This is a genomic window from Herbaspirillum aquaticum (genome assembly GCF_002213425.1).
GTDB classification, from domain to species: Bacteria; Pseudomonadota; Gammaproteobacteria; order Burkholderiales; family Burkholderiaceae_D; genus Herbaspirillum; species Herbaspirillum aquaticum.
Genome location: NZ_NJGV01000008.1, coordinates 84,906 through 109,087, shown reverse-complemented (window position 1 = coordinate 109,087; position 24,182 = coordinate 84,906). Strand labels below are relative to the sequence as shown.

24 protein-coding genes and 1 riboswitch are annotated in these 24,182 nt (G+C 63.8%); of the genes, 14 read left to right on the top strand and 10 right to left on the bottom strand.

Annotated features, from left to right (window positions below; all coding sequences use genetic code 11):
• The first annotated feature begins 29 nt into the window (after nt 1–29).
• The gene (locus tag CEJ45_RS10520) at nt 30–821 is read left to right on the top strand and encodes a hypothetical protein (RefSeq protein WP_088755081.1); all 792 of its coding nucleotides are present in this window, start codon (nt 30–32) and stop codon (nt 819–821) included.
• Nucleotides 822–952: 131 nt separating this feature from the next.
• Nucleotides 953–1,846, top strand: a complete 894-nt coding sequence (gene argB / locus CEJ45_RS10515) for an acetylglutamate kinase (RefSeq protein WP_088755080.1) — start codon at nt 953–955, stop codon at nt 1,844–1,846.
• Between the two features lie 102 nt (nt 1,847–1,948).
• On the opposite strand, the gene CEJ45_RS10510 is transcribed toward argB, so the two are convergent.
• Nucleotides 1,949–2,851 (bottom strand): TraB/GumN family protein, encoded by a 903-nt coding sequence (locus CEJ45_RS10510; RefSeq protein WP_241517322.1) that lies wholly within the window; start codon nt 2,849–2,851, stop codon nt 1,949–1,951.
• A gap of 95 nt (nt 2,852–2,946) precedes the next feature.
• Between CEJ45_RS10510 and CEJ45_RS10505 the strand changes: the two genes are divergently transcribed.
• Nucleotides 2,947–3,684: an HAD-IA family hydrolase gene (locus CEJ45_RS10505; protein ID WP_034331773.1), complete on the top strand. Its 738-nt coding sequence runs from the start codon at nt 2,947–2,949 to the stop codon at nt 3,682–3,684.
• A gap of 21 nt (nt 3,685–3,705) precedes the next feature.
• Here CEJ45_RS10505 and CEJ45_RS10500 read toward each other — a convergent pair whose 3' ends face one another.
• The 5 genes from CEJ45_RS10500 to CEJ45_RS24810 all read right to left on the bottom strand — a co-directional run bounded on the left by CEJ45_RS10500 (nt 3,706) and on the right by CEJ45_RS24810 (nt 7,877).
• The gene (locus CEJ45_RS10500; RefSeq protein ID WP_088755078.1) at nt 3,706–4,278 is read right to left on the bottom strand and encodes a Fur family transcriptional regulator; all 573 of its coding nucleotides are present in this window, start codon (nt 4,276–4,278) and stop codon (nt 3,706–3,708) included.
• A gap of 123 nt (nt 4,279–4,401) precedes the next feature.
• Entirely contained in the window at nt 4,402–5,397 is a 996-nt protein-coding gene (locus tag CEJ45_RS10495; RefSeq protein WP_088755077.1) for a tyrosine-type recombinase/integrase, read from the bottom strand.
• A gap of 30 nt (nt 5,398–5,427) precedes the next feature.
• A complete protein-coding gene (locus tag CEJ45_RS10490; RefSeq protein WP_088755076.1) occupies nt 5,428–6,096 on the bottom strand; it encodes a DUF484 family protein in 669 nt (222 codons plus the stop codon).
• A gap of 253 nt (nt 6,097–6,349) precedes the next feature.
• The gene (locus CEJ45_RS10485; protein ID WP_088755075.1) at nt 6,350–7,543 is read right to left on the bottom strand and encodes a porin; all 1,194 of its coding nucleotides are present in this window, start codon (nt 7,541–7,543) and stop codon (nt 6,350–6,352) included.
• Between the two features lie 154 nt (nt 7,544–7,697).
• Complete coding sequence (locus CEJ45_RS24810) at nt 7,698–7,877, bottom strand: hypothetical protein (RefSeq protein ID WP_158214913.1); 180 nt, start codon at nt 7,875–7,877, stop codon at nt 7,698–7,700.
• A gap of 33 nt (nt 7,878–7,910) precedes the next feature.
• Between CEJ45_RS24810 and CEJ45_RS10480 the strand changes: the two genes are divergently transcribed.
• A complete protein-coding gene (locus CEJ45_RS10480) occupies nt 7,911–9,521 on the top strand; it encodes a tetratricopeptide repeat protein (RefSeq protein WP_088755074.1) in 1,611 nt (536 codons plus the stop codon).
• A 91-nt stretch (nt 9,522–9,612) separates the two neighbouring features.
• On the opposite strand, the gene dapF is transcribed toward CEJ45_RS10480, so the two are convergent.
• The 3 genes from dapF to CEJ45_RS10465 all read right to left on the bottom strand — a co-directional run bounded on the left by dapF (nt 9,613) and on the right by CEJ45_RS10465 (nt 12,266).
• On the bottom strand, nt 9,613–10,476 hold the full coding sequence (dapF, locus tag CEJ45_RS10475) for a diaminopimelate epimerase (RefSeq protein ID WP_088755073.1): 864 nt from the start codon (nt 10,474–10,476) through the stop codon (nt 9,613–9,615).
• 63 nt (nt 10,477–10,539) lie between these two features.
• A complete protein-coding gene (locus tag CEJ45_RS10470) occupies nt 10,540–11,424 on the bottom strand; it encodes an LpxL/LpxP family acyltransferase (RefSeq protein ID WP_088755072.1) in 885 nt (294 codons plus the stop codon).
• Nucleotides 11,421–12,266 (bottom strand): lysophospholipid acyltransferase family protein, encoded by an 846-nt coding sequence (locus CEJ45_RS10465; protein WP_088755071.1) that lies wholly within the window; start codon nt 12,264–12,266, stop codon nt 11,421–11,423. Before CEJ45_RS10465 ends, CEJ45_RS10470 begins: the two co-directional genes overlap by 4 nt.
• Before the next feature lie 191 nt (nt 12,267–12,457).
• On the opposite strand from CEJ45_RS10465, the gene metK reads away from it, so the two are divergent.
• The 4 genes from metK (at nt 12,458) to metF (ending at nt 16,732) form a co-directional block, all read left to right on the top strand.
• On the top strand, nt 12,458–13,621 hold the full coding sequence (gene metK, locus CEJ45_RS10460) for a methionine adenosyltransferase (RefSeq protein WP_088755070.1): 1,164 nt from the start codon (nt 12,458–12,460) through the stop codon (nt 13,619–13,621).
• A 219-nt stretch (nt 13,622–13,840) separates the two neighbouring features.
• Nucleotides 13,841–13,931: riboswitch (S-adenosyl-L-homocysteine riboswitch) on the top strand.
• Nucleotides 13,932–13,980: 49 nt separating this feature from the next.
• Nucleotides 13,981–15,387, top strand: coding sequence for an adenosylhomocysteinase (ahcY, locus tag CEJ45_RS10455; RefSeq protein ID WP_088755197.1), 1,407 nt, complete (start codon nt 13,981–13,983; stop codon nt 15,385–15,387).
• Between the two features lie 152 nt (nt 15,388–15,539).
• The gene (locus CEJ45_RS10450; RefSeq protein ID WP_008332818.1) at nt 15,540–15,893 is read left to right on the top strand and encodes a phage holin family protein; all 354 of its coding nucleotides are present in this window, start codon (nt 15,540–15,542) and stop codon (nt 15,891–15,893) included.
• On the top strand, nt 15,890–16,732 hold the full coding sequence (gene metF / locus CEJ45_RS10445; protein ID WP_088755069.1) for a methylenetetrahydrofolate reductase [NAD(P)H]: 843 nt from the start codon (nt 15,890–15,892) through the stop codon (nt 16,730–16,732). The genes CEJ45_RS10450 and metF overlap by 4 nt, the downstream gene beginning before the upstream one ends.
• A gap of 46 nt (nt 16,733–16,778) precedes the next feature.
• Here metF and CEJ45_RS10440 read toward each other — a convergent pair whose 3' ends face one another.
• Nucleotides 16,779–17,375, bottom strand: coding sequence for a 5-formyltetrahydrofolate cyclo-ligase (locus tag CEJ45_RS10440; RefSeq protein ID WP_241517321.1), 597 nt, complete (start codon nt 17,373–17,375; stop codon nt 16,779–16,781).
• A gap of 34 nt (nt 17,376–17,409) precedes the next feature.
• Between CEJ45_RS10440 and CEJ45_RS10435 the strand changes: the two genes are divergently transcribed.
• The 6 genes from CEJ45_RS10435 to phhA all read left to right on the top strand — a co-directional run bounded on the left by CEJ45_RS10435 (nt 17,410) and on the right by phhA (nt 24,153).
• Complete coding sequence (locus CEJ45_RS10435; protein WP_088755067.1) at nt 17,410–19,410, top strand: lytic transglycosylase domain-containing protein; 2,001 nt, start codon at nt 17,410–17,412, stop codon at nt 19,408–19,410.
• A gap of 73 nt (nt 19,411–19,483) precedes the next feature.
• Entirely contained in the window at nt 19,484–20,452 is a 969-nt protein-coding gene (locus CEJ45_RS10430; protein ID WP_088755066.1) for a complex I NDUFA9 subunit family protein, read from the top strand.
• 44 nt (nt 20,453–20,496) lie between these two features.
• On the top strand, nt 20,497–21,198 hold the full coding sequence (locus tag CEJ45_RS10425) for a glutathione S-transferase family protein (RefSeq protein WP_088755065.1): 702 nt from the start codon (nt 20,497–20,499) through the stop codon (nt 21,196–21,198).
• Between the two features lie 10 nt (nt 21,199–21,208).
• Nucleotides 21,209–22,441, top strand: coding sequence for a multifunctional CCA addition/repair protein (locus CEJ45_RS10420; RefSeq protein ID WP_088755064.1), 1,233 nt, complete (start codon nt 21,209–21,211; stop codon nt 22,439–22,441).
• A 12-nt stretch (nt 22,442–22,453) separates the two neighbouring features.
• Nucleotides 22,454–23,191, top strand: a complete 738-nt coding sequence (locus tag CEJ45_RS10415) for a GNAT family N-acetyltransferase (RefSeq protein ID WP_088755063.1) — start codon at nt 22,454–22,456, stop codon at nt 23,189–23,191.
• 80 nt (nt 23,192–23,271) lie between these two features.
• Complete coding sequence (phhA, locus tag CEJ45_RS10410; RefSeq protein ID WP_088755062.1) at nt 23,272–24,153, top strand: phenylalanine 4-monooxygenase; 882 nt, start codon at nt 23,272–23,274, stop codon at nt 24,151–24,153.
• The last annotated feature ends 29 nt before the right edge of the window (nt 24,154–24,182 follow it).

The window sequence follows — 24,182 nt, the reverse complement described above, 5'->3', positions numbered from 1 at the left end:
TCAATCAGGGCAAGGAAGACTGGGCGCGGATGAAGCTGAAACTGCTTTTTTGGCTGTTGCTGGTAGGTAACGTGGTCCTGTTCGGGATGTCGCGCGGCTATTTCGGTGCCAACGCCTCCGAACGGCGCGAGCCGCAGCGCCTGGCTGAGCAATTGCGCCCGGAACTGCTGAGCGTGCTGCCGGCCAACAGCGAGAAACTGGCGTCGCAACTGCGCGCGCAGCCGGCGACGACGCAGGCGTCCGCTGCCGACCCTGCGACGGCGGCCGCAGCGCCTGCCGCTGCCGCCCCGGCGGCAACCCCCGCCACGGCGTCCCCGGCCCAGCCTGCGGCTGCGCAGGTCGCCACGGTCACCCCTTCCTGTACTGAGGTCGGCAACTTCACTGCCGCCGATGCGCGCCGCTTTTCGGACCAGCTGGCCGGCCTCAAGCTGGGTGACAAGGTGGTCCAGAAGCTGACCCAGGACGTGACCAGCCACATGGTCTACATCCCGCCCCAGGATGGCCGCGAGGGCGCCGAGCGCCGCGTTGCCGAGCTGCGCCGGCTGGGCATCGGCGATTTCTATGTCATTCCTGACAGTTTCCCCAATCCGGCGCTGCGTTCGGGTGTCTCGCTGGGCATTTTCCGCACCGAGGAGGCGGCCAAGGCCTATGTGGGCCAGCTGATCTCGCGCGGGGTGCGCAGCGCCCGCATCATTGCGCGCCGCTCGGGGGCCGGCAAGCAGGTGTTCCAGCTGCGCGATCTGAGCCCGGAAGCCCGCACCGCGCTGGAGAACATCAAGAGCGCCTTCCCGGATCAGGAAATCCGCGCCTGCAGCGCCTGAGCGCGGCGGCGTTGTCTGGATAGGACACGCCGCATGTTGCAGTGCGAAGGCAAGCGGCTTTCCATGTAAAATCGCGTCCCTAACCGCATCACCCCATCACTTTTTCCTCATCGCATCGACAGGACATTGCCATGACCACCGACCTCACCAACGTAGCTCCCCAGATCAAAGCCGAAATCCTGGCCGAGGCGCTGCCGTATATCCGCAAATTCCACGGCAAGACCATCGTGGTCAAGTACGGCGGCAATGCGATGACCGAAGAAAGCCTCAAGCACGGCTTCGCCCGCGACGTGATCCTGTTGAAGCTGGTCGGCATGAACCCGGTGGTGGTCCACGGCGGCGGCCCGCAGATCGATGCGGCGCTCAAGAAGATCGGCAAGCAGGGGACCTTCGTGCAGGGCATGCGCATTACCGATGAAGAAACCATGGAAGTGGTGGAATGGGTGCTGGGCGGTGAAGTGCAGCAGGACATCGTGATGCTGATCAATCACTACGGCGGCCAGGCGGTGGGCCTGACCGGCAAGGACGGCGGCCTGATCCGCGCGCGCAAGATGCAGATGCCGGACAAGGAGCATCCCGGTCAATTCCTCGACATCGGTTACGTCGGCGAGATCGACGCCATCAACCCGGCGGTGGTCAAGGCGCTGCAGGACGATGCATTCATCCCCATCATCTCGCCGATCGGTTTCGGTGACGATGGCCAGGCCTACAACATCAATGCCGACGTGGTGGCCGGCAAGATCGCCGAGATCCTGCACGCCGAAAAGCTGATCATGATGACCAACATCGCCGGTGTCCAGGACAAGGCCGGCAACCTGCTGACCGACCTGTCGGCGCGCGAGATCGATGAGATGTTCGCCGACGGCACCATCTCCGGCGGCATGCTGCCCAAGATCTCCTCGGCCCTGGATGCGGCCAAGTCGGGCGTGAACACGGTCCACATCATCGACGGCCGCATCGAGCATTCGCTGCTGCTGGAAGTGCTGACCGAGCAGGCCTTCGGGACCATGATCCGTTCACACTGATCGCTGCAGGGCTCCGGTCATGCAAAAAGGGATGAGCTTGCTCATCCCTTTTTTTGTGCACAGCGCATTGCCGCGCCTTTGATGCGTCGCGGCCGGGCGGATTCAGTAAAGTTGCCGCACCTGCAAGCCCTGCTTTTCCAGCAGGACCGGCACGCTGCCCGGCCCGACCAGATGCAGGATGCCGATGGCCGCCACGGCCTTGTCCTGCTGGCGCAGCAGTCCTGCAATGCCCGCCGCCAGGCCGGGGTTGCGCTCGCGCAGCAGGGTTTGCACCGCAAAGCGGCTGGCGAAACTCTCATCCTGCTGCATCTCCTGCAAGGCGGCAGCGAAGTCGGCGCTGTCGGCGCGGCGCCAGGCGGCGACCAGGCGGTCCAGCTTGCGGGTGAGGTCGGCATCGTCCAGCTCCTGCAGGGTATCGGAGAGGAATTGCGCCTGCTGTGCCGGCGTGAGCTTGCTGAACAGGCCCATCTGGCGATCGGCGCTTTCCAGTTCAATCACCTTGCCGCCATGTGCACGGACGGTGGCCGCCAGATGGCTGTCCACGGCCAGGTCGGTGCGATAGCCGTGACGTACGTATTCCTGCACGGTCAGGGCCATGGCCAGCATCCAGGGGCGCAGTTGCTGCACGTTGTCCGGCGTCATGCCGAAACGCTGCAGCGTGGTCCGGGTCCGTTCGCGCAGTGCCGGGTCGAGTTGGTCCAGCAACTGTTGTCCGGCAGGATAGACCGCGTAGCGCTGTACGGCGCTCTGCATGGCGGCGCTGTTCTGCGGGTCCAGTTCCAGCGCCAGTGCGGGCGCCACGGCCAGGGCTTGTTGCAGCTTCGGTTCCAGCGGATAGAAGTCGGGAGCGCCGACGTGGATCGTGCCAAACAGCAGCAAGGTATGGCGGCCGTCGGAGACCTGGTAAAGGGCGCCGCGCGGTGGCGCCGGCGGGGCCGCATCGGTTGGCGTGGCAGCGCGGGCGGGGGAGAGCAAGTTCAGGCAGGACAGCCAGGTCAAACTCACTATAATCAAGCGTTGCATCAATCCGGTCACTGCTGGCCTTTCTTTCCTAGCTTGCTGAAGGTGCGCCCCGGTGACGGCGGCGCGCCGGTCTTTTTATGGCGTCCAATACTACACCGCTCTGGCTGTTCGATCTCGACAATACCCTGCACAACGCCTCGCACGCGATCTTCCCGGCCATCAACACCAACATGAACCGCATCATCAAGCGGGTGCTGGACAACGATGGCCAGCCCAGCGACGAAGCGGCGGTCAATTACCTGCGGCGGCACTACTGGAAGCTCTACGGCGCCACCCTGCTGGGGCTGGTGCGCCACCACGGGCTGGGGGTGGATGAATTCCTGCATGAAGCGCATCTGTTCGATGACCTGCCGGGCATGGTGCGTGCAGAGCGCGGTATCGGGCGCTGGCTGTCGCAGTTGCCGGGGCAGAAGATCCTGCTGACCAACGCACCGCGCCGTTATTCCCGTGAGCTGGTGCGGCACCTGGGGCTGCACCGGCATTTCTCGCATCACATCTCCATCGAGTCCATGCACGTGCATCGCCAGCTGCGTCCCAAGCCTTCGCGCATCATGCTGCGCAAGCTGCTGGCGCGCCACAAGGTGGCGCCGCGCCGCTGCATCCTGGTCGAGGATACGGTCGATAACCTCAAGAGCGCGCGGGAGCTGGGCGTGCGCACGGCCTGGGTCACGCAGTATCTGCGCGGTAGCCAGGCGCTGCTCGGGCACATGGGCGGCCAACGCGCATTGAGTCGCTTGCCGGGTTTTGTCGATGTGAAGGTTCGTTCAGTGCGGCAGTTGCCACGACGGCTTGCGGCGCTGGGGGCCGCGCGCTGAGCTGAAGGGATCTGCCAAAAGTCAGTCGGCGCAGTCGGCGCACCAACCTTTGATGGTCAGTTCCACTTCATGACTCTGGAAGCCTTTGCCCAGGGTCTTGCGCAAGGCCGATTGCAATTGCGCGGCGGTGGAGCGGTGACGGTCGGCGTCGGGCAGGACGGTAGCCAGGAAGTCGGTGCCATCGCTGGCATCCAGGCAGAACACGCGGTTGCAGCGGGTGCACTTGAAGTGGCCGTGCTGGTGCTGCTTGCCTTGGGCATGGTCGTGCAGGCCGTGTTCGGCGTGATCGGCACCGGCGCTGTAGCGGAAGATGCGGTCGTCGCTGGAGATCTTGTGCGCCAGGCCGGCTTCGGTCAGGCAATCCAGGGCACGGTAGAGCGTGACCCGGTCCATGTCGGCAAAGCGATCCTGGATATCCTGGTGGGACGCCGCGCTGCGGGTTTCCAGCAGCGCACCCAGGACATTGACGCGGGCCTGCGTCACGCGTACGCCGGCCTCGCGCAGTTGTGCCTCGGCCAGCGCGGTCACCGTCGCAGCCTGGGCGGCAGTGCTGGCGGGAGAGGATTCGGCGGCTTTGGCTTTCATGGTCGGCATGGGCGAGTGTGCTGGGCCAGCGGGACTGGCCAACGGTTCGGTAGCACGTGGCGTGCGGAAGCCTCCATTTTATCCGATCACGGCCCGGCGCTCGCGAAGGCGCGGCCGCCAGCCGGCCGGCAGTTACTTGCCGCCGCCTTTGCGGGCCCGTGGATGGGCCTGGTCATAGACCTGGGCCAAGCGCTGGAAGTCCAGCGCGGTGTAGACCTGGGTGGCGGTGATGGAGGCGTGGCCCAGCATTTCCTGCACCGCGCGCAGGTCGCCGGAACTCTGCAGCACGTGCGAGGCGAACGAATGGCGCAGCATGTGGGGATGCACGTCAGCCGGCATCTCCACCCCCTTGCCATGGGCCTTGAGCCGCAGCTGCGTCACCCGGGGCGACATGCGCGCGCCGCGTTCATTGAGAAACAGCGCGTGACCATCGGTCCCACGGTCGGCCTTGACCAGTCCGGCGCGCAAGGGCAGCCAGTCGCGGATAGCCTGCAAGGCTGCCTGGCCCACCGGGACCTTGCGCTTCTTGCCACCCTTGCCGGTGACGGTGACTTCCGCCTCGTCCAGGTCGATCCAGCCGGCTGATTCGTAGGGGCCTTCGCGCACATCGGCGACATCAATGCCAACCAGTTCCGAGACCCGCAATCCACTCGAATACAGCAACTCGAACATGGCCCGGTTGCAGGCCGCCAGCGTGGAATCGGGATCGCGCGCCGGATCGGCCTGGGAGACCAGGCGGATGGCCTCATCGGCCGGCAAGGCCTTGGGCAGGGGTTTGCTTTTCTTGGGTGGCTTGACGCCATCGACCGGATTGGCCGGCATCGCCTGTTCCAGCGCCAGCCAGGCGAACAGGCCGCGCCAGGCCGACAGCTTGCGCGAGATGGAGCGCGCGTTGAGGCCGCGGGCATGCAGGCGGGCAGCGCATTTGCGGATCTGGGCCTGGGTGACGTGCTGCAGGGCAGGTTCACTGGCGTCCTGCTCCGGGTCGGCGGGCGCCAGCAGGGCGCACAGCTCTTGCAGGTCGCGCGCATAGCCGTCCAGCGTATGCGGCGAAAGCTTGCGCTGGCTGCGCAGGAAGGAAAGATACTGTCCGATCAGGGACGTAGCCGGCACCGTTGTGTCATCCATGCGGTGACTCCTCGGCGCTGGCCGCCGCGCTCAGCGCAGCAGGCAGGCCAGGGCGGCGCTGCCGGTTTCGCCGATGCGGGTCAGGAAATCGGTGCCCATGTCGGCGGTGAAGCGGCTGGGATCGGGCGAACCCAGGACCAGCAGGCCGAAGGCTTCGGGCGCAGCACCCACGCGCAGCGGCAGCATGGCGACCGATTTTACGGAGGCGGCGTCCTCCAGCCAGCCGGCCGCTTCGAAATCCTTGTTGGGGCCGCAGAAGGGCGCCGACAAGCCATTGGCGAAAATGCGTGCATCATCCGAGACTTCCTGCGTGGCCCAATGGCCGGCGTGCGCGGGGCCCAGGTTCCACAGGCGTACCGTCACTTGCGGCACGTGGAAGATCTCCTGCAGCCGGTCTACCAGCACGCGCGGCAGGTCTGCGGCATCGCGGGTCAGAAGCAGGGCGCGGCTCCATGCCTGGAACTTGCTTGTGATCTCGTCGTTTTCCTGGGCGATGCGCATGAGGTCGGCCATGCGCAGTTCCTGCACGCGGATCTTCTCGCGCAGGATTTCCATCTGGCGTTCCTGCAGCGACACGGCGCGGCCCATCACGGGGCTGGTCAGCTTGACCGTCGAAAGCAGTTCGGCATGCTCCTCGAAGAAATGAGGGTGGTCGAGCAGGTAGTCGGCAATCAGGCTGGAATCCAGTTCGGTGGTCATCGTCGCGGGGTCTGTGTTGGAGTGCCGGTGGCGCGCGGGGAGGAGCGTACCGGAAGTATCGCGAGATTATCCTCGCTATCGGACACACTGACAATCATCGGCACTGGCGGGACGGGCTTGCCGGGGCCGGCAGGGCGGGCGAGGACAAAAAAGAAAGAGGCCTGCATGATTGCTCATGCAGGCCTCTTTCGGTACGGCTCAGGTTCAACTCAGGTTGAAACCGATGTAATCACACCGGCTTCAGATCCATGAATTAGAACTTGTGACGGATACCGGTGATGACAGCGGTTTGGCTGGCATCGGAACCGGTTGCGCCGCCGATGACACCCGGGTTTTGGATGTCGGTAGCACGCATGTTGGACACGAAGGCGTACAGGTCGGTACGCTTGGACAGCCAGTAGTCAGCACCCAGGCTGATCTGGGTCAGCTTACCCTTGCCGTTGACGCCGTTGAAGGTCGCGCGGGAGTGGTCAACAGCTGCCAGCAGCTTCAGGGAAGGCGACAGGGAGTAGGCGGTACCGATTTCATAGGTATCAACCTTCTGTGCGTTGGCCAGGGTTGCGGTAGCAACGGTCGGGGTGCCCTTCAGATCTTGCTTGACGCGCGAGTAGTTAGCGTACACGCGGGCCGGGCCGAACTGGTAGGAAGCCACAACGTTCAGGCTCTTCAGAGCGGTGCTGCCAGCGTTGGCGGCGTTAGCTGCGGTGGTGGCGTTGTAGGTTGCCAGGGTGGAGGCCGAAGCGCTAGCCGAAGGAGCGACGCCTTGGATCAGCGAAGTGTCCGACGGGGTGGTGCCAATCTTGGACTGGTAGTAGTTGATACCCAGACCCAGAGGACCGTTGTCGTACTTGCCGCCGATGCCGTAGGCTTGACCAGCGGAGGTCTTGCCAGCTTGTTCGCCGAAACCGTAGATCAGGTTACCGGTGAAGCCGCTCAGGTTGTTGGTGGTGTAGCTGATCGAGTTGTTGGTACGAACACCTTGCAGGCGGTTCAGGCCCGAACCCGAGTTGGAGACCACGCCACCGAAGTCGTTCACAGCGGTGTAAGCGGAGATGGTGTCAGCGAAATCGGTTTGACGACCCAGCAGCACGGTACCGAAGCCACCAGCCAGACCGACCACCGACTTGCGGCGGAACAGGTTGGAGGAGGTCACGGCGTCGGCGCCTTGCAGGCCGCCGTCGTCGTTGGTGAAGCCAGTTTCCAGTTGGAACACGGCCGACAGACCGCCGCCCAGGTCTTCCACGCCCTTGAAGCCGATACGCGAACCTTGGACCACGCCCGAGTTCAGACCGAACTTGCTGCCAGTGCCAGTGCCAGCAGCGTTGACGACCTTGCTGGAGTAAGCGATACCAGTATCAACGATACCGTAGATAGTAACGGAGCTTTGTGCTTGAGCAGCACCTGCGAACGCGCCGAGGACGGCCAGTGCCAGCAGAGATTTTTTCATTTGACATCCTTCTATAAAAATAGTCTTGAGGATCCGTACTTCTGGTCGGATGGTGAGACATTAAGGGTTCTCATTTGGCGTGGCCGCAGATTGGTCACGTGGAAGGCGGAATTTTGGTTGAAAGCGTCAAACCGCTAGCGTAGTGTTGTTTTTTTCAAACGCTTTCCTGCCCGTCAATGCCTGACAGGCAAATTTTGGCTTGCAGCTTGTCACTCATTAACGGCATTGCACCCCAAAACTTGATCCGTCCCGTCTCGCCAGCCACCTTGTTGTTAAAAAGATGCGTTTCGATTGTTTTCGATGGTTTTTTAAAAAAATGTCGATTGTGGGGCATAATTTTGGCTTTCTGACCTGATGTGGAGGCTGGATGGCCAATCGCGAGGATCTTGCAATCATCCGCGCAGCACGTGCCGGAGATGCCCAGGCGCAACTGAACCTGGGCCAGCGCTACCTGTTTGGGGGCAATGGACTGCCGCAAAGTCCGGGTACTGCATTCCACTGGCTGGAGCGAGCGGCGCGCCAGGGGCAGGCCGATGCGTGGAAGCTCATGGCGCAGCACATTCCGTATGAAGTGATAAGCCAGGTGGCCCGGCCGCATGAAGCGGCCCAGTGGTATGAGCGGGCGTTTGAGGATGGTTCCATGCGTGCGGGCCTCACGCTGGCCCGCCTGGTGCTGGAGCATCCGGCAGGCGCTGCGGCGGCCAGTGCTCAACAGAAGAGCCGCGCCTTGCGCGCGCTGGAGGCCGTGGCGGCCGAGGGCGATGCGGATGCGCAGTGGCTGCTGGCGCGCCAGGGCGAACGCATGATCGCGCCGGCAGCAGGAGCGCCGCAGGCGGCCGCTGAGCCGCAGGCAGCAGTGCCGGTGCAGCCGGAGCAATTGCAGCACTGGACACGGAAAGCCGCCGATGCCGGCATCGAGCAGGCCCAGCATGCGCTGGCCGACAGCGCCTGGCGCCAGTCGGACTTCGCGGTGTTCCGCCAGCGCGCCCAGCCCCTGGCCGACGCCATGCTGCGCCAGCATGACCAGCTCCAGGCTCAGCTCAATGGGCCCTCAGAGGCCTTGGCGTCCGCCCTGGGAGCGCAAAACATCCAATTGCTGCGCCGCCTGGGCGAGGTACATCTGGCTGACAGGCGTCCTGACCTGCAGCAGGCGCAGCAATTGTTGGAGCTGGCAGCCCTGGCCTGCGACCGCGATGCGCAACTGGCCCTGGGCCTGTTGTACGGTCGGGTCGATGCCTCGGGTGAGCGGCGTTTCGCCGGGCAAGGTTCGGCCAATTACAAGAAGGCCATCCGCTGGCTGACCCTGGCAGGAGAGCAGGGGATGGCCGCGGCTTGGTACGTGCTCTCCCGCATCTATCTGAAACCTGAGTTTTCACAGCGCAATCTTGCGGATGTGCAGCATTACCTGGAGCGTGCCGCCGAGATGGGGCATGTGGAGGCGCAGGTGGAGTGCGGCGTGGGCGCATGGCGCAACCGGCGCGACGATCCCGCCAACGACGTGCGCGCGCTGTACTGGCTGCAGAAGGCCGCGACCCAAGGGGCGCAGCAGGCACAAGCGCTGCTCGACAAGGTGGCCGACCGCCCGCAAGCTGCGGCCTGGGCCGTGCAGGCGCGCGCGCAGATGAGCCGTGAGCAGGTCAATGCCCATCCTTTCCTGGCGGCCCGCATCGAGCTGGCCATGCTGTTTGGCCTGACCCGGCCGGAAGCCTTGTTGATCGACTTGAAACAGGCCGATTGCGGGCATTGCCTGATGGTCGACATCCGCAGCCAGTACGCACGCAGCAAGCGGCGGCTCATCATGGTCGAAACCGGGGAGCAGCGCGGTGCGCTCAACCGTATCGGACGCCTCTTCGAAGACATGGATTGCGGGCCCAGCGGTCCGGAAGGCAACTATCGCCAGCGCCTGTATCGGCTGAAGACGGTCCTGCCACAGTCTCAGGATGACGAGGAAGCCGAAGCGCAAGACCTGGCGGCCTGAGCCGGCCAGCCCGCGCGTGGGGCTGAAATGAAAAGCGGCTTGCTGATGATGGTTCAGCAAGCCGCTTTTTCGTTGCAGGGAGGCAAGGCGATCAAAGTGCGTCAGGCACGTCAATCTCGCCTTCGAAGACGGTCACGGCGGGCCCGGTCATCATCACTGCCTCGCCCGGACCGGCCCAGGCGATGTTGAGGACGCCGCCGTGGGTCTGGACCGCTACCGGCGAATCCAGCAGGCCGCGGCGGATGCCTGCGACCACGGCCGCACAGGCACCGGTGCCGCAGGCCAGGGTTTCGCCTGCGCCGCGTTCATAGACGCGCAGGTTGATGTGGTGGCGGTCCACCACCTGCATGAAGCCGGCATTGACCCGCTTGGGAAAGCGTTCATGGTGCTCGATCAACGGCCCGTCCACCAGCACCGGGGCGGCTTCGCTGTCCTCCACCACCTGCACCGCGTGCGGATTGCCCATCGACACCACCGAGATCCAGGTGGTCTTGCCGGCCACGTCCAGTGGCCAGAGCGAGTCTTCAGCCTCGCTGCGATGCTGAAGGTTGCGGCTGTCGAAGGGGACGTCGGCGGGCGTGAGGATGGGCGCGCCCATGTCCACGGTGATCTGGCCGTCGTCTTCCAGGCGCGGCTCGATCACGCCGGACATGGTTTCCACCCGGATCGCGCGCTTCTCGGTGAGACCCTTTTCGGTGACGAAGCGCACGAAGGCACGGGCGCCATTGCCGCATTGCTCGACTTCGCCGCCATCGGCGTTGTAGATGCGATAACGGAAATCGACCCCGGCGCCTTGCGCCTTTTCCACCACCAGCATCTGGTCAGCGCCGATGCCGAAGCGGCGATCCGCGATGAACTTCCACTGGCCAGGCGTGAGCGAGATGGCTTGATTGACGGCATCAAGGACGACAAAGTCGTTGCCGGCACCGTGCATCTTGGTAAATTTGATTTTCATCACATCATTATAAGTACGCTGCGCCCGATTCAAAGGGCGGCGGGGTGGTCGGCGCTGCCAGCGTCAGTGCTGGCCCTTGCGATAGAAGTCCGGTTCGCCCGGGGGGCGATTCTTGAAACGCTTGTGCGCCCAGAAATATTCGGCCGGGGCTTCCAGTACACGCTCTTCGATAAAGGCATTCATGCGGCGGGTGGCGGCCACGATATCGTCGCCCGGATAATTTTCCCAGGCTGGATAGAAGGTAGTCTTCCAGCCGCGATAGCCGGGCAGGAAGGTGGTGATGACCGGTACCACGGACGCCCCGGTGGCCGCCGCGATGCGGGCGGTGGCGGTGAGGGTGGCCGCAGGCACGCCGAAGAAGGGGACGAATTCCGCATCGCGCGTGCCGAAATCCATATCGGGCAGCATGATGAAGGGCAGTCCTTCGCGCATGGCGCGAATGATGGGCTTGACGCCTTTCTCGCGCGCCAGCAGCGTCACCGGGCGGAAGCGCGAGCGGCCCTTGAGCAAGGCCTGGTCCACCACTTCGTTCTGCTGGCGGGCGTAGATGGTGCAGACTGAATAGTCCGAATTGAGCACCAGCGCGATGCCGGGGATTTCCAGGCAGACGAAATGGGGGCACAGCAGGATGGTCGGGCCGCGGTTGAGCGTTTCGAAGGGAATGCCGGGTTCGACCTGGATCAGGCGCTTCAGGCGAGACTCCGGTGCCCACCACAAAATGCCGCGCTCCAGGGCGCTGCGGGCATAGGCCTGGAAGTGGCGCCGGGCCAGCAGGCGGCGTTCCTGTTCCGTTTTTTCAGGAAAGCACAGGCGCAGGTTGATCAGGGTGATGCGGCGACGCGGACGCATATAGATATAGAGCAGCCAACCCAGCGCCTCGCCCAGTCGCCCCAGGATGGGCAGCGGCAGCCAGTGCAGCAGCCACATCAGCCCGATCAGGGCTCTCATTGCGCCGCTCCCGGCGGGGTCACGCCTGGCGGCGTCTTGTAGCGGTTGTAGCTCCAGATGTACTGCGCCGGGCAGCGGGCGATCAGCTTTTCCATGGCGGCATTGATGGCACGGGCCTGTTGCTCGGGCGTCTGGCCGAGTTCGCCCTCGAAGGGCACGAAATGGATTGCATAACCGCGGCCCCAAGAGAGGCGCTCGGCGTAGGCCAGGATGATGGGTGCGCCGCTCATCTGTTGCAGTTTGGCCGGCAGGGTCATGGTATAGGCCGGCTTGCCGAAGAAATCCGCCCACACGCCTTCGCCGTTCTGCGGTACCTGGTCCGGCAGCAGGCCGATGGCCTGGCCGTTCTTCAAGGCCTTGAGCAGGATGCGCACGCCCGACAGGTTGGCCGGTGCCAGGTGCAGGTTGGCGCGGGCGCGGGCGCCTTCGATCAAGGGCTTGAGCGCGGCCTTGCGCGGCGGGCGATACAGCACGCTCAGGCTGTCATGGCGCGCCACCGATTGCGCTGAAATCTCGAAACAGCCCAGGTGCGGCGTCAGGAAGACGATGCCGGCCTTGGCGTCCAGCGCCTGCTGCACCAGGTCCCAGTTGACGATGCGTGCCGTGCGCAGCACCCGTTGCGGACTTGCGCACCAGATGAAGGGCAGCTCGAACATGCCCTTGCCAGCTTCGCCGACCGATTTCCAGAGACTGCCGCGATGGCCGGCCAGCGTGATGTTGTCAGTCAGGCGGCGGCGATAGGAGGGCGAGAGCAGGAATACCAGCCAGCCCACCACCACGCCGAGGGCATGCAAGGCCGGCAACGGCAGGAAAGAAAGCAGGCGGAATAAAGAAACGAGCATACTTGCCGATAACAAAAAGGCGGAGTTGCTCCGCCGTCAAATTGCAAAAGATCGCAGGAGGCGTAAAATAGCACAAGCCGTCGAGTTAATGACAACTTGCGAGACGGGGTACAAATATCGCTAAAGCGTCGCAGGCACGACTAACGATGGGCCGCGACATTTTGCTAAATCGTTTTCAGTCTGAGGCTTGCATGTCCAACGAATATCTCTTCACGTCCGAATCCGTCTCCGAAGGCCATCCCGACAAGGTCGCCGACCAGATCTCGGATGCCATCCTGGATGCCATCTTCACCCAGGATCCCCAATCCCGCGTCGCCGCCGAAACCCTGTGCAACACCGGTCTGGTGGTGCTGGCCGGTGAAATCACTACCCGCGCCAACATCGATTACATCGACGTTGCCCGCGAAACCATCAAGCGCATCGGCTACGACAACGCCGACTTCGGCATCGACTACAAGAGCTGCGCCGTACTGGTGGCATACGACAAGCAATCCCCCGACATCGCCCAAGGTGTTGATGAAGGCCGCGGTGTTGACCTGGAGCAAGGCGCCGGCGACCAAGGCCTGATGTTCGGCTACGCCTGCAACGAAACCCCGGAACTGATGCCGGCCGCGATCTACTACGCGCACCGCATCGTCGAGCGCCAGTCGCAACTGCGCAAGGATGGCCGCCTGCCCTGGCTGCGTCCCGACGCCAAGTCCCAGGTCACGCTGAAGTATGTGGACGGCAAGCCCGTCGCCATCGATACCGTGGTGCTGTCGACCCAGCATGCGCCGGAGATGGAGCAGAAGGCCATCCACGAAGCCGCCATCGAGGAAATCATCAAGCCGGTGCTGCCGGCCGAGTGGCTCAAGAACACCCGCTACCTGATCAACCCGACCGGCCGCTTCGTCATCGGCGGCCCGCAGGGCGACTGCGGCCTGACCGGGCGCAAGATCATCGTCGATACCTACGGTGGCGCAGCGCCCCACGGTGGCGGTGCCTTCTCCGGCAAGGACCCGTCCAAGGTCGACCGTTCGGCTGCCTACGCCGGCCGCTACGTGGCCAAGAACATCGTCGCCGCCGGCCTGGCCGAGCGTTGCCAGATCCAGGTGTCCTACGCCATCGGCATCGCCAAGCCGACCTCGGTCATGGTGACCACCTTCGGTACCGGCAAGATCAGCGATGAAAAGCTGGCCCAGCTGGTGCAGGAGCACTTCGACCTGCGCCCCAAGGGCATCGTGCAGATGCTGGACCTGCTGCGTCCGATCTACGCCAAGACCGCCGCCTATGGCCACTTCGGCCGCGAAGAGCCGGAATTCACCTGGGAGCGTACCGACAAGGTCGCCGCCCTGCGCGCCTCGGCTGGCCTGTAAGCCAGCCTGTCCGGCAACTGCCGGCTTGCAGCATGCATGATGAAGCGCCAATGCATCTGCAAACCGGCATGAAAGGCGTGTGAAGACCGATTCACACGCCTGTTCCGGGGATTGACTAGCGCCTGACCCGCGCTACAATGCTGTTCCCGCGAACGAAGATTCGTGCACTGTTCCGATGTTGGCATTGCGTCCGGAACCTGGAACCTCACAATGCCTCACCGCTGCAAGGAGCGTTGCGACAGGGCTATCACCCTGCCAGGCTTGAAGCGGTGAACAGGCGCAGGTCGCCTGGCAACCGCGCTCACGTTACTTTTTTTCTGGCTTTTTCATGAAAGGAGGGCGTGAACAGCGCCATTGCCATGACCACCAATCCTACCCAAGACTACATCGTCGCAGACATCAAGCTGGCCGACTGGGGCCACAAGGAAATCAAGATCGCCGAAACCGAAATGCCGGGCCTGATGGCGATCCGCGAGGAATTCGCTGCTTCCCAGCCCCTGAAGGGCGCGCGCATCACCGGTTCGCTGCACATGACCATCCAGACCGCCGTGCTGATCCAGACCCTGGAAGCACTGGGCGCGCAAGTGCGCTGGGCTTCCTGCAACATCTATTCGACCCAGGATCACGCTGCTGCTGCCATCGCGGCCAACGGCACCCCGGTGTTCGCCGTCAAGGGCGAAACCCTGGATGAATACTGGGAATACACCCACCGCATCTTCGAATGGACCGATGGCGGCTATTCCAACATGATCCTGGACGATGGCGGCGACGCCACCGTGCTGCTGCACCTGGGTACCCGTGCCGAGGCCGATATCTCGGTGCTGGACAAGCCGGATTCGGAAGAAGCCGTGTGCCTCTTCAACGCCATCAAGCGTTACCTGGCCAAGGACCCGCAGTGGTATTCCAAGCGCATCAAGGAAATCAAGGGCGTCACCGAAGAGACCACTACCGGCGTGCACCGCCTGTACCAGATGTTCAAGGAAGGCAAGCTGGCCTTCCCGGCCATCAACGTCAACGACTCGGTCACCAAGTCCAAGTTCGACAACCTGTACGGCTGCCGCGAATCGCTGGTGGACGGCATCAAGCGCGCCACCGACGTGATGATCGCCGGCAAGGTCGCCATCGTGGCCGGTTACGGTGACGTCGGCAAGGGTTCGGCCCAGGCCCTGCGCGCGCTGTCGGCGCAAGTGTGGGTCACCGAAATCGATCCGATCTGTGCCCTGCAGGCCGCCATGGAAGGCTACCGCGTGGTCACCATGGACTATGCCGCTGAGCATGGCGACATCTTCGTGACCGCCACCGGCAACTACCATGTGATCACCCATGAGCACATGAAGAAGATGAAGGACCAGGCCATCGTCTGCAACATCGGTCACTTCGATAATGAAATCGAAGTCGCCGCCCTGAAGCAGTACACCTGGGAAAACATCAAGCCGCAGGTCGACCACGTGATCTTCCCGGACGGCAAGCGCATCATTCTGCTGGCCGAAGGCCGCCTGGTGAACCTGGGTTGCGCTACCGGCCACCCGTCCTACGTGATGAGCTCGTCCTTCGCCAACCAGACCATTGCCCAGATCGAACTGTTCGTCAACACCAAGGACTACCCGGTCGGCGTCTACACGCTGCCCAAGCACCTGGATGAAAAGGTCGCCCGCCTGCAATTGAAGAAACTCAATGCGCAGTTGAGCGAACTGACCGCCGAACAGGCCGCCTACATCGGCGTGAAGGTCGAAGGCCCCTACAAGCCTGAGCACTACCGCTACTGATCCCTGCCTGGCGCCGGCCTTCTCTTGCATGGAGAGGGCCGGCCCGGCAGCCTCAGCATCGTCTCCCGCCTGCGGACCTTGCATCCCCTCTTGAGGTGATGCAAGCTTCACGGGTATCTTCATTACTCCCTGACGGGGTCGAAAGGTTTTCCATGCGCCTGCTGCTGACCTGGCTCATCAATGCATTGGCCTTGCTGGCCGTTCCTTACCTGATGCACTCGGTGCAGGTCGACAGCTTCGGTTCGGCCCTGCTGGCCGCGCTCATCCTGGGCTTCGTCAATACCATCGTGCGTCCGGTGCTGGTGGTGCTGACCCTGCCGGTGACCATGCTCACCCTGGGCTTGTTCATCCTGGTCATCAACGGCCTGATGTTCTGGGTCGTGGCGCAACTGGTCGGCGGCTTCCACGTGGCCGGATTCTGGTCGGCGGTCGGCGGCGCACTGCTCTACAGCATCGTGTCCTGGGCTCTGTCCACACTGTTGCTGAAATCGGGTTCGAATCAATGAGTAAACATAATTTCAGTATCGAATTTTTCCCGCCCAAGACCGCTGAAGGCACGGAAAAGCTGCGCGCTACCCGTGCCCGGCTGGCTGAGCTGGCACCGAAGTATTTCTCGGTAACCTTCGGTGCCGGGGGCTCGACGCAGCAAGGCACGCGCGACACCGTGCTGGAAATCATCGGTGAAGGGCATGACGCCGCGCCGCACCTGTCCTGCATCGGCAGCTCGCGCGCCAGCCTGCGCGCCATCCTGGAAGACTATCGTGCGCAAGGCATCAAGCGCCTGGTGGCCTTGCGTGGCGACCTGCCAAGCGGCTACGGTGCCATGGACCAGGCTTCCAGCGAATTCCGCCATGCCAACGAACTGGTCGAGTTCGTGCGCGCCGAAACCGGTGACTGGTTCCACATCGAAGTGGCCGCCTATCCCGAGATGCACCCGCAGGCGCGCTCGCCCCAGGACGACGTGCAGAACTTCGCGCGCAAAGTGAAGGCCGGTGCCAATTCGGCCATCACCCAGTATTTCTACAATGCCGACGCCTACTTCCGCTTCGTGGATGACGCCGCCAAACTGGGTGCCACCGTGCCGGTGATCGCGGGCATCATGCCCATCACCAACTACACGCAGCTGATGCGTTTCTCGGACATGTGCGGCACCGAGATCCCGCGCTGGATCCGTCTCAAGCTGGCCAGTTACGGCGACGATACGGAATCGATCCGCGCCTTCGGCCAGGATGTGGTGACCCAGCTGTGCCAGCGCCTGCTGGCAGGCGGTGCGCCCGGTTTGCATTTTTATTCACTGAACCAGGCCGGGCCGACCGAGGCGATCTGGCAACAACTGGTGAAGTAGACTGCAGCTGCTTCTGCGAGCCGGACTTGGGTCCGGCTTTTTTTTTTCATACGTCCTCGAAAATGATGCTGTCCAGCGGGATATCGTGCGCCTGCGCCTCGAACTCAACCCGCCCGAAGCTGTGACAGACCCCCACGGCCAGCGGCCGCGGGCTGGCCGCCAGCGTGCGGTCATAGAAGCCGCCGCCATAGCCCAGACGGTATCCTGCCGGATTGACACCCAGGCAAGGAATCAGCAGCGCCTGTGGCCGCACGACGGTCGTGCCGGCAGGTGGCACTAGGGTACCCATCCCATCCTTTTGCAGGGGATCGCCGGGCTGCCAGGCGCGGAATTCCAACGCCGCATCTTTATCGACCACCACCGGCAGGCACAGGTGCACCCCGCGCGCGGCCAGCGCGTTATAGGTCGCAGACAGATCCGGTTCGCGCCGGATCGGCTGGTACACCGCCAGGCTGTGGATGGCGTGGGTGGCGCACCAGTCCAGTATCCGCTGGCCGATGACGGCATCGGCTGCGATCTTGTCCTGCTCGCCCAAGACCTTGCGGCGCGCCAGCAACTCGGTGCGCAAGCGCTGTTTGTGAAGGGCGGCCGCCTGCTGTTGCGTCATTGGCGGGGGCGTGTCGCGTGCTATGCTTGGGTTCATTTTCCGTTTCACCAATCTGCATGAAGAAGCTTGCATGAGTATGCGTCCGAAGAATCATCCGTTCAACCAGCGCCTGCGCGCGCTGGCCGCCTCATTGGCGCTCCCCCTGGCGCTGGCGACTGGCGCCATGCTTGCCGCTGCACCGGCCGCCCACGCCCAGAAGCGTGTGGCGCCTGACGCCGCGCCTGACGATATCTTCCTGGCCCTGCGACAGGCTGCCGCCAGCGACAATGCCGCGCTGGCGCAGGACCTGGCCTCACGCTTGTCGGGCTATGAGCTGGCATCCTATGTCGACTACTATCGCCTCAAGCCACGCGTGCGCGATTACAGCGCCAGCGAGCAGGAAATCCGCGATTTCCTGGCACGCTGGGACGGCCAGGCCATCGTCGACCGGCTGCGCAACGACTGGCTGCTGGCCTTGGGCAAGACCGGCAACTGGGCCGTCTTCGATGAGCAGTATCCCAAGTTCGTGCTCGATGACGATACCCAGGTCAAATGCTTTGCCCTGAACTCGCGCGCACTCAAGGGCGCCAATGTCGCCGACGAGGCGCGCACCCTGCTGAGCAATCCCAAGGATTACGGCCAGGGCTGCAGCGACCTGATCGCGACGCTCGCCCAGAATGGCCAGTTCAGCGATGCCGACGTCTGGTTCCAGATCCGCCAGGCCGCCGAGAACGGCAATGCCACCGTGGCCCGCCGGGCAGCCGTGCTGGTCGACAGCGGCGACGTCAGCGTGACCCAGGTGATGGATCGTCCCGCGCTGATGCTGGCCAAGGGGCCGGGCCGTGGTCCGGCGAACCACCAGCTTTATATCATCGCGCTGGGCCGCATCGCCAAGACCAATCCTTCCCAGGCCGCGACCTATCTCAACGATGCCGGCCGTAACCTGACCTCGCAGGAAGTTGCACAGGCTTGGGCACAGATCGCCCTGGCCGCGTCCTACAAGCTGGCACCGGAAGCCTCGGATTACTGGCGCAAGGCCAAGGACGCGCCACTGACCCAGGATGCGATGCAATGGAAGGTCCGCATGGCCCTGCGCGACGGTGACTGGAAGACCGTGCGCAAGACCATCGAAGCCATGCCGGCCCCGCTGCGCAGTGACACCGCCTGGGTCTACTGGCTCGGCCGTGCGCTGAAGGCCGAAGGCCAGAACGAGGCGGCTCGCCGCCTGTTCGAGTCGATTGCACCCAACTTCAGCTTCTATGGCCAGCTGGCGCTGGAAGAGCTGGGCCAGCAGATCACCATCCCGCCCGGCCCGACGCCGCCGGGCGCCGGTGAAGTGGCGCTGTATTCGCAGAATGCCGGCTTCAAGCGTTCGCTCAAGTTCTACCAGCTGAACCTGCGTTTCGAAGCCATCCGCGAATGGAACTGGGAACTGCGCAACATGACCGACCGCCAGTTGCTGGCCGCCGCTGAATACGCACGCCAGAACGACGTCCTGGACCGCATGGTCAACACCTCCGACCGCACCAAGACCGAGTTCGATTTCACCCAGCGCTTCCCGGCACCGCACCTGCCGGAGATGAATGCGGCCACGCGTCCGCTGGGCATGGAGAATGCCTGGGTCTATGGCCTGATCCGCCAGGAGTCGCGCTTCATCAAGTCGGCCCGTTCGCACGTGGGCGCTTCCGGCCTGATGCAGTTGATGCCGGCCACCGCCAAGTTCGTCGCCAAAAAGATCGGGATGACCGAATTCACGGCTGACCAGGTCAACGACATCAACACCAACCTGCTGCTGGGCACCAGCTACCTGGACATGGTGTTGAACAACCTGGAAGGATCGGAAACCCTGGCCACCGCCGGCTACAATGCCGGTCCCGGCCGTCCGCGCACCTGGCGCGCGACCTTGCCGCGACCGGTGGAAGGCGCGATCTTCGCCGAAATCATCCCTTTCAATGAAACCCGGGGCTATGTCAAGAACGTGATGTCCAATGCGACCTACTATGCGGCCATGTTCGAGAACCGCCCGCAATCCCTGAAGCAGCGCATGGGCACGGTGGCACCCAATGCCAATGTCGCCACCGACCTGCCCTGATCCCGTCGCCGCGGCCGCCGTCCGCAGTTGATGCGGTGGCCAGCGCTTCCCCCTGGAAATCGGAGAGAGACAAATGGCAGTCAAGAAGATCCTCGTCATCGGCGGTTCCGGCTTCATCGGCACCCGCCTGATCGAACTGCTGGGCAGCACCACCGGCTATCGCGTCATGGTGCCCACGCGCCGCTACGAGCGCGCCAAGCACTTGCTGGTCTCGCCTGTGGTCAGCGTGGTCCAGGCCAACATCCATGACGATGCCGTGCTGGCACGCCTGGTGGCGGAAGCTGACGTGGTCATCAACCTGGTCGGCATCCTGCAATCGCGCCCGGCACGTGGCGGCGCACCCTATGGTCCGGATTTCGAACGCCAGCATGTGCTGCTGCCGCGCCGCATCGTGGCCGCCTGCGTGCAGCAGGGGGTGCCGCGCTACCTGCACATGAGCGCGCTGTGCGCCGATGCCCAAGGGCCATCGATGTACCTGCGTTCCAAGGCCGCCGGCGAACAGGAAGCGCTGGCCTCGCCGGCGCTGGATGTGGCCATCTTCCGCCCCTCGGTCGTGTTCGGCGAGGGCGACAATTTCATCAACATGTTCGCCGGCCTGAACCGCATGTTCCCGGTGATCCCGCTGGGCAGTCCCGATGCGCGCTTCCAGCCGGTCTACGTGGGCGATGTGGCGCAGGCTTTCGTCAACGCGCTGGCCTTGCCGCGCCTGGGCGGCAAGGTGTTCGAACTGGGCGGTCCCAAGCAATACACGCTGCGCGAACTGGTACGCCTGTCGGGCTGGTACAGCGGTCATCCGCGTCCGGTGATCGGCTTGCCCGATGCGGCCGGCTGGCTGCAGGCCTTCGCGCTGGAACACCTGCCAGGCAAGCTGATGAGTCGCGACAACGTCGCCTCGATGAAGGTGGACAATGTCCTGCACGGCCCCATCGCCCCCGAGCTGCAGCTCACGCCGCGCGCGCTGGAGGAAGTCGTTCCCGGCTATCTCCTGCCGCGCAGCCCGCAACAGCAATTCGACTTCTTCCGCAGCACCGCGCGGCGCTGAATGGTTCAGTCGTCGCGTCATTGAACTTCGAGAAACGAGCTCCCATGCAAGATACAGAACTGGATCCGGTCTTGTCCGAAACCCTGCAAAAGGCCGGACGCCACATGCCCACCCTGGTGATCGCCAACAAGAATTACTCCTCGTGGTCGATGCGCCCGTGGGTCACTGCCGTGGCCTTCGATATTCCTTTCAAGGAAGTGCGCGTGCTGCTGGACCAGCCCGAGACCGCCGGCGAGATCGCCCGCTACACCGGCTCGGGCCGCGTACCGGTGCTGCTTGATGGGGACATCGCGATCTGGGATTCGCTGTCCATCTGCGAATACCTGGCCGAGCAATTCCCCGACCGCCACCTGTGGCCGGCGCGCACCGATGCCCGCGCCATCGCACGCAGCATCTGTGCCGAGATGCACTCCGGTTTCACCGGCCTGCGCACCGCCATGAGCATGGACATCCGTGGCCGCTACCCCGGCAAGGGGCGCACCGCCGAGGCACAGGCCGACATCGCGCGCGTGTGTGAGATCTGGGAAGAGTGCCTCTCGCAATTTGGCCATCATGAATTCCTCTTCGGCGATTTCTCCATTGCCGATGCCTTCTATGCACCGGTGGTGATGCGCTTCGTCAGCTACCAGGTGCCGCTGGCCCCGGCCCTGCAAGCCTATGCCGACCGCGTGCGCGAGCATCCGGCGGTGGCGCGCTGGATCGCCGAGGCGCTGGCCGAGAAGGAAATCCTTCCGGATCACCAGTGAGGCGCAGCCGATGAAGACCTACACCGTCGGCGGCGCAGTGCGCGACGGCTTGCTGGGGCTGCCGGTGAAAGACCGCGACCACGTGGTAGTGGGGGCCACGCCGCAGCAGTTGCTGGAGCTGGGTTTCCGCCCGGTCGGCAAGGATTTTCCGGTGTTCCTCCACCCCGATACCCACGAGGAATATGCCCTGGCCCGCACCGAGCGCAAGACTGCGCCGGGCTACAAGGGCTTCGCTTTCCACGCCGCCCCCGATGTGACGCTGGAAGATGATCTCGCGCGCCGTGACCTCACCATCAATGCCATTGCGCAGGATGAGGATGGCACCCTGGTCGACCCGTATCACGGTCGTGCCGATCTTGAGGCGCGTGTATTTCGCCATGTCTCTGACGCCTTCGTCGAAGACCCGGTCCGCATCCTGCGCGTAGCCCGTTTTGCGGCGCGCTTCGCCGATTTCACGGTGGCCCCGGAAACCAACGCGCTCATGCAGCGCATGGTGCAAGAGGGCGAGGTCGATGCCCTGGTGCCTGAACGCGTCTGGCAGGAACTGGCGCGCGGCCTGATGGAGCACAAGCCTTCGCGCATGTTCGAGGTCTTGCGCGCCTGCGGTGCCTTGCAGCGCATCCTGCCGGAACTCGCTGCGTTGTGGGGCGTACCGCAACCGGAGAAATGGCATCCTGAAATCGATACCGGCGTCCATGTGATGCTGGTGGTTGATTGGGCCGCCGCGCAGGATTTTTCTTTGCCGATCCGTTTCGCCGCGCTGTTGCACGACCTCGGCAAAGGCACCACGCCGCCCGAGATCTGGCCGCGCCACCATGGACATGAAGCGCGCAGCGAACGCCTGGCCGAAGACGTCTGCACGCGCCTGAAAGTCCCCGGCGAATGCCGTGACTTGGCGCTGATGACGGCCCGCGAACATGGCAATGTGGGACGCTCTTTCGAGATGCGTCCCGATACCTTGGTCAAGTTCTTCGCGCGCTGCGACGCCTTCCGCAAACCGCAGCGCTTCCTCGACATGCTGCGCGCTTCGGAGTGCGATCATCGCGGCCGCACCGGCCTGGAGTTGCAGCCCTTCCCGCAGGCAGCCTATCTGGAAGGCGCACTGCAGGCCGCGCAAGCCATCGATGCCGGTGCCATCGCGCAGCAGCAGACGCAGCCGCAACGCATTCCCGAGGCCATCCTCGCGGCACGTACCGCCCAGGTGGCGGCTTATGTCGAGCGGTATCGTCCGGCCCAGGCTTGAGGGAGCGTCACGATGAGTCATCCCCTGTCCCGTCTCCTCCAGCGCTTGCGCGGCCAGCGATCCGACCTGCCACCCGCGCAGCAGGAGAAGCAGGACAAGCCCAACGTCTTCGTCAAGGAGCTCTCGCCGCGTGCGCGCCGTCATCTCCTGCGTCACTTCCTCGCGCTGGAAGAAAAGGATCGCCTGCTGCGCTTCGGTTCCAAGCTTTCCGATGAGATGGTGACGCGCTACGTGGAGGGCATCAACTTCGAGCGCGATACCGTCTTCGGCGTCTATGACCGCCGCCTGCGGCTGCTCGGGGTGGGCCACCTGGCCTTTGCGCCCAAGGAAAGCACGCGCATCAGCGGTGCCACCATCAAGCCGGTGGTGGCCGAGTTCGGGGTGTCGGTGACGGCCGCCGCGCGCGGGCTCGGGGTGGGCACGCGCCTGTTCATGCGCGCCTCCATGCACTGTCGCAATGCCGATGTCGATACGCTGTACATGCACTGCCTCTCGTCCAACAAGGTGATGATGCACATCGCCAAGAAGGCCGGCATGGAAATCCACCGCGACTATGGCGAGGCCGATGCCTACCTGAAGATCAAGCCTGCCAACTCGGCCACGGTGTTCCAGGAAGCGCTGGAAGAGCAAGTTGCAATGTTGGACTATATCGTCAAGGCCAACTTCAAGGCCCTGCTGAAATGGGGCGCGCGCGTGACCGGCATCGGTGCCAGAAAGAAGGACGACGGTACGCCACCGCCTGCTGCCTGACGCGCCGCTTGCGCGAACGCACATGACCATCCCGTGCCGCGAGCGCATAATATGCGCCTCACTTTGATAACGGGTATGCCATGAGCACCAATCCCAACACCGATGATTTCTTCGCCACCGTCGCCACCAAGTCCGATAGCGGAGCCTTGCGCGGTGACTACAGCCAGGCCGACGCCAACTACGTCGTGGCCCAGAACTGGGAGGCTTACACGCCCGCCCAGCACGCGCTGTGGCGTCGTCTCTACGAGCGCCAGGCCAAGTTGATTCCCGGCCGCGCCTGTGATGTCTTTATCGACAGCCTCAAGGCGCTCGATGTCTCGCAAGGCATCCCGCGCTTTGACCGCACCACCGAAGCGCTCTTCAAGGCCACTGGCTGGCAGCTGGTCGCCGTGCCGGGCCTGGTACCGGACCACACCTTCTTCGAGCACCTGGCCAACCGCCGCTTCCCGGTCACGGTGTGGCTGCGTGAAGAGCACGAGTTCGATTACATCGTCGAGCCCGATCTGTTCCATGACTTCTTCGGCCATGTGCCGCTGCTGTTCAATCCCGTCTTCGCCAATCACCTGCAGGAATATGGCAAGGGTGGCTTGAAGGCGCTCAAGCTGGACGGGCTGGCCTATCTGGCGCGCCTGTACTGGTACACCATCGAGTTCGGGCTGATCCAGGGCAAGGAGGGGTTGCGCATCTATGGTGCCGGCATCCTGTCCTCGGGCGGCGAGGTCGAGTACTGCCTCTCCAGCGACCAGCCGCGCCGGGTGCCCTTCGAGGTGGAGCGCATCATGCGCACGCTCTACAAGATCGATACCTACCAGGAGACCTATTTCGTCATCAAGGATTTTGAGCAGCTCTTCAACGACACGGCACCGGACTTCACGCCACTCTACGAGCGGCTCAAGCAGCAGGAGGCTTTGCCGGCCAATACCTTGCTGCCTGGCGAAACCAACTTCCCGCCCAATCGCTGAAGACGACATCGCTGCAAGCAAGCCCTCAG

What these genes read in the sequence shown, in the direction of transcription:
- CEJ45_RS10520 (WP_088755081.1), top strand. Translation starts at nt 30, where the DNA reads ATGAAGCTGAAACTGCTTTTTTGGCTGTTGCTGGTAGGTAACGTGGTC.
- argB (WP_088755080.1), top strand. Translation starts at nt 953, where the DNA reads ATGACCACCGACCTCACCAACGTAGCTCCCCAGATCAAAGCCGAAATC.
- CEJ45_RS10505 (WP_034331773.1), top strand. Translation starts at nt 2,947, where the DNA reads ATGGCGTCCAATACTACACCGCTCTGGCTGTTCGATCTCGACAATACC.
- CEJ45_RS10500 (WP_088755078.1), bottom strand. Translation starts at nt 4,278, where the DNA reads ATGCCGACCATGAAAGCCAAAGCCGCCGAATCCTCTCCCGCCAGCACT.
- CEJ45_RS10495 (WP_088755077.1), bottom strand. Translation starts at nt 5,397, where the DNA reads ATGGATGACACAACGGTGCCGGCTACGTCCCTGATCGGACAGTATCTT.
- CEJ45_RS10490 (WP_088755076.1), bottom strand. Translation starts at nt 6,096, where the DNA reads ATGACCACCGAACTGGATTCCAGCCTGATTGCCGACTACCTGCTCGAC.
- CEJ45_RS10485 (WP_088755075.1), bottom strand. Translation starts at nt 7,543, where the DNA reads ATGAAAAAATCTCTGCTGGCACTGGCCGTCCTCGGCGCGTTCGCAGGT.
- CEJ45_RS24810 (WP_158214913.1), bottom strand. Translation starts at nt 7,877, where the DNA reads ATGCCCCACAATCGACATTTTTTTAAAAAACCATCGAAAACAATCGAA.
- CEJ45_RS10480 (WP_088755074.1), top strand. Translation starts at nt 7,911, where the DNA reads ATGGCCAATCGCGAGGATCTTGCAATCATCCGCGCAGCACGTGCCGGA.
- dapF (WP_088755073.1), bottom strand. Translation starts at nt 10,476, where the DNA reads ATGAAAATCAAATTTACCAAGATGCACGGTGCCGGCAACGACTTTGTC.
- CEJ45_RS10470 (WP_088755072.1), bottom strand. Translation starts at nt 11,424, where the DNA reads ATGAGAGCCCTGATCGGGCTGATGTGGCTGCTGCACTGGCTGCCGCTG.
- CEJ45_RS10465 (WP_088755071.1), bottom strand. Translation starts at nt 12,266, where the DNA reads ATGCTCGTTTCTTTATTCCGCCTGCTTTCTTTCCTGCCGTTGCCGGCC.
- metK (WP_088755070.1), top strand. Translation starts at nt 12,458, where the DNA reads ATGTCCAACGAATATCTCTTCACGTCCGAATCCGTCTCCGAAGGCCAT.
- ahcY (WP_088755197.1), top strand. Translation starts at nt 13,981, where the DNA reads ATGACCACCAATCCTACCCAAGACTACATCGTCGCAGACATCAAGCTG.
- CEJ45_RS10450 (WP_008332818.1), top strand. Translation starts at nt 15,540, where the DNA reads ATGCGCCTGCTGCTGACCTGGCTCATCAATGCATTGGCCTTGCTGGCC.
- metF (WP_088755069.1), top strand. Translation starts at nt 15,890, where the DNA reads ATGAGTAAACATAATTTCAGTATCGAATTTTTCCCGCCCAAGACCGCT.
- CEJ45_RS10440 (WP_241517321.1), bottom strand. Translation starts at nt 17,375, where the DNA reads ATGAACCCAAGCATAGCACGCGACACGCCCCCGCCAATGACGCAACAG.
- CEJ45_RS10435 (WP_088755067.1), top strand. Translation starts at nt 17,410, where the DNA reads ATGAGTATGCGTCCGAAGAATCATCCGTTCAACCAGCGCCTGCGCGCG.
- CEJ45_RS10430 (WP_088755066.1), top strand. Translation starts at nt 19,484, where the DNA reads ATGGCAGTCAAGAAGATCCTCGTCATCGGCGGTTCCGGCTTCATCGGC.
- CEJ45_RS10425 (WP_088755065.1), top strand. Translation starts at nt 20,497, where the DNA reads ATGCAAGATACAGAACTGGATCCGGTCTTGTCCGAAACCCTGCAAAAG.
- CEJ45_RS10420 (WP_088755064.1), top strand. Translation starts at nt 21,209, where the DNA reads ATGAAGACCTACACCGTCGGCGGCGCAGTGCGCGACGGCTTGCTGGGG.
- CEJ45_RS10415 (WP_088755063.1), top strand. Translation starts at nt 22,454, where the DNA reads ATGAGTCATCCCCTGTCCCGTCTCCTCCAGCGCTTGCGCGGCCAGCGA.
- phhA (WP_088755062.1), top strand. Translation starts at nt 23,272, where the DNA reads ATGAGCACCAATCCCAACACCGATGATTTCTTCGCCACCGTCGCCACC.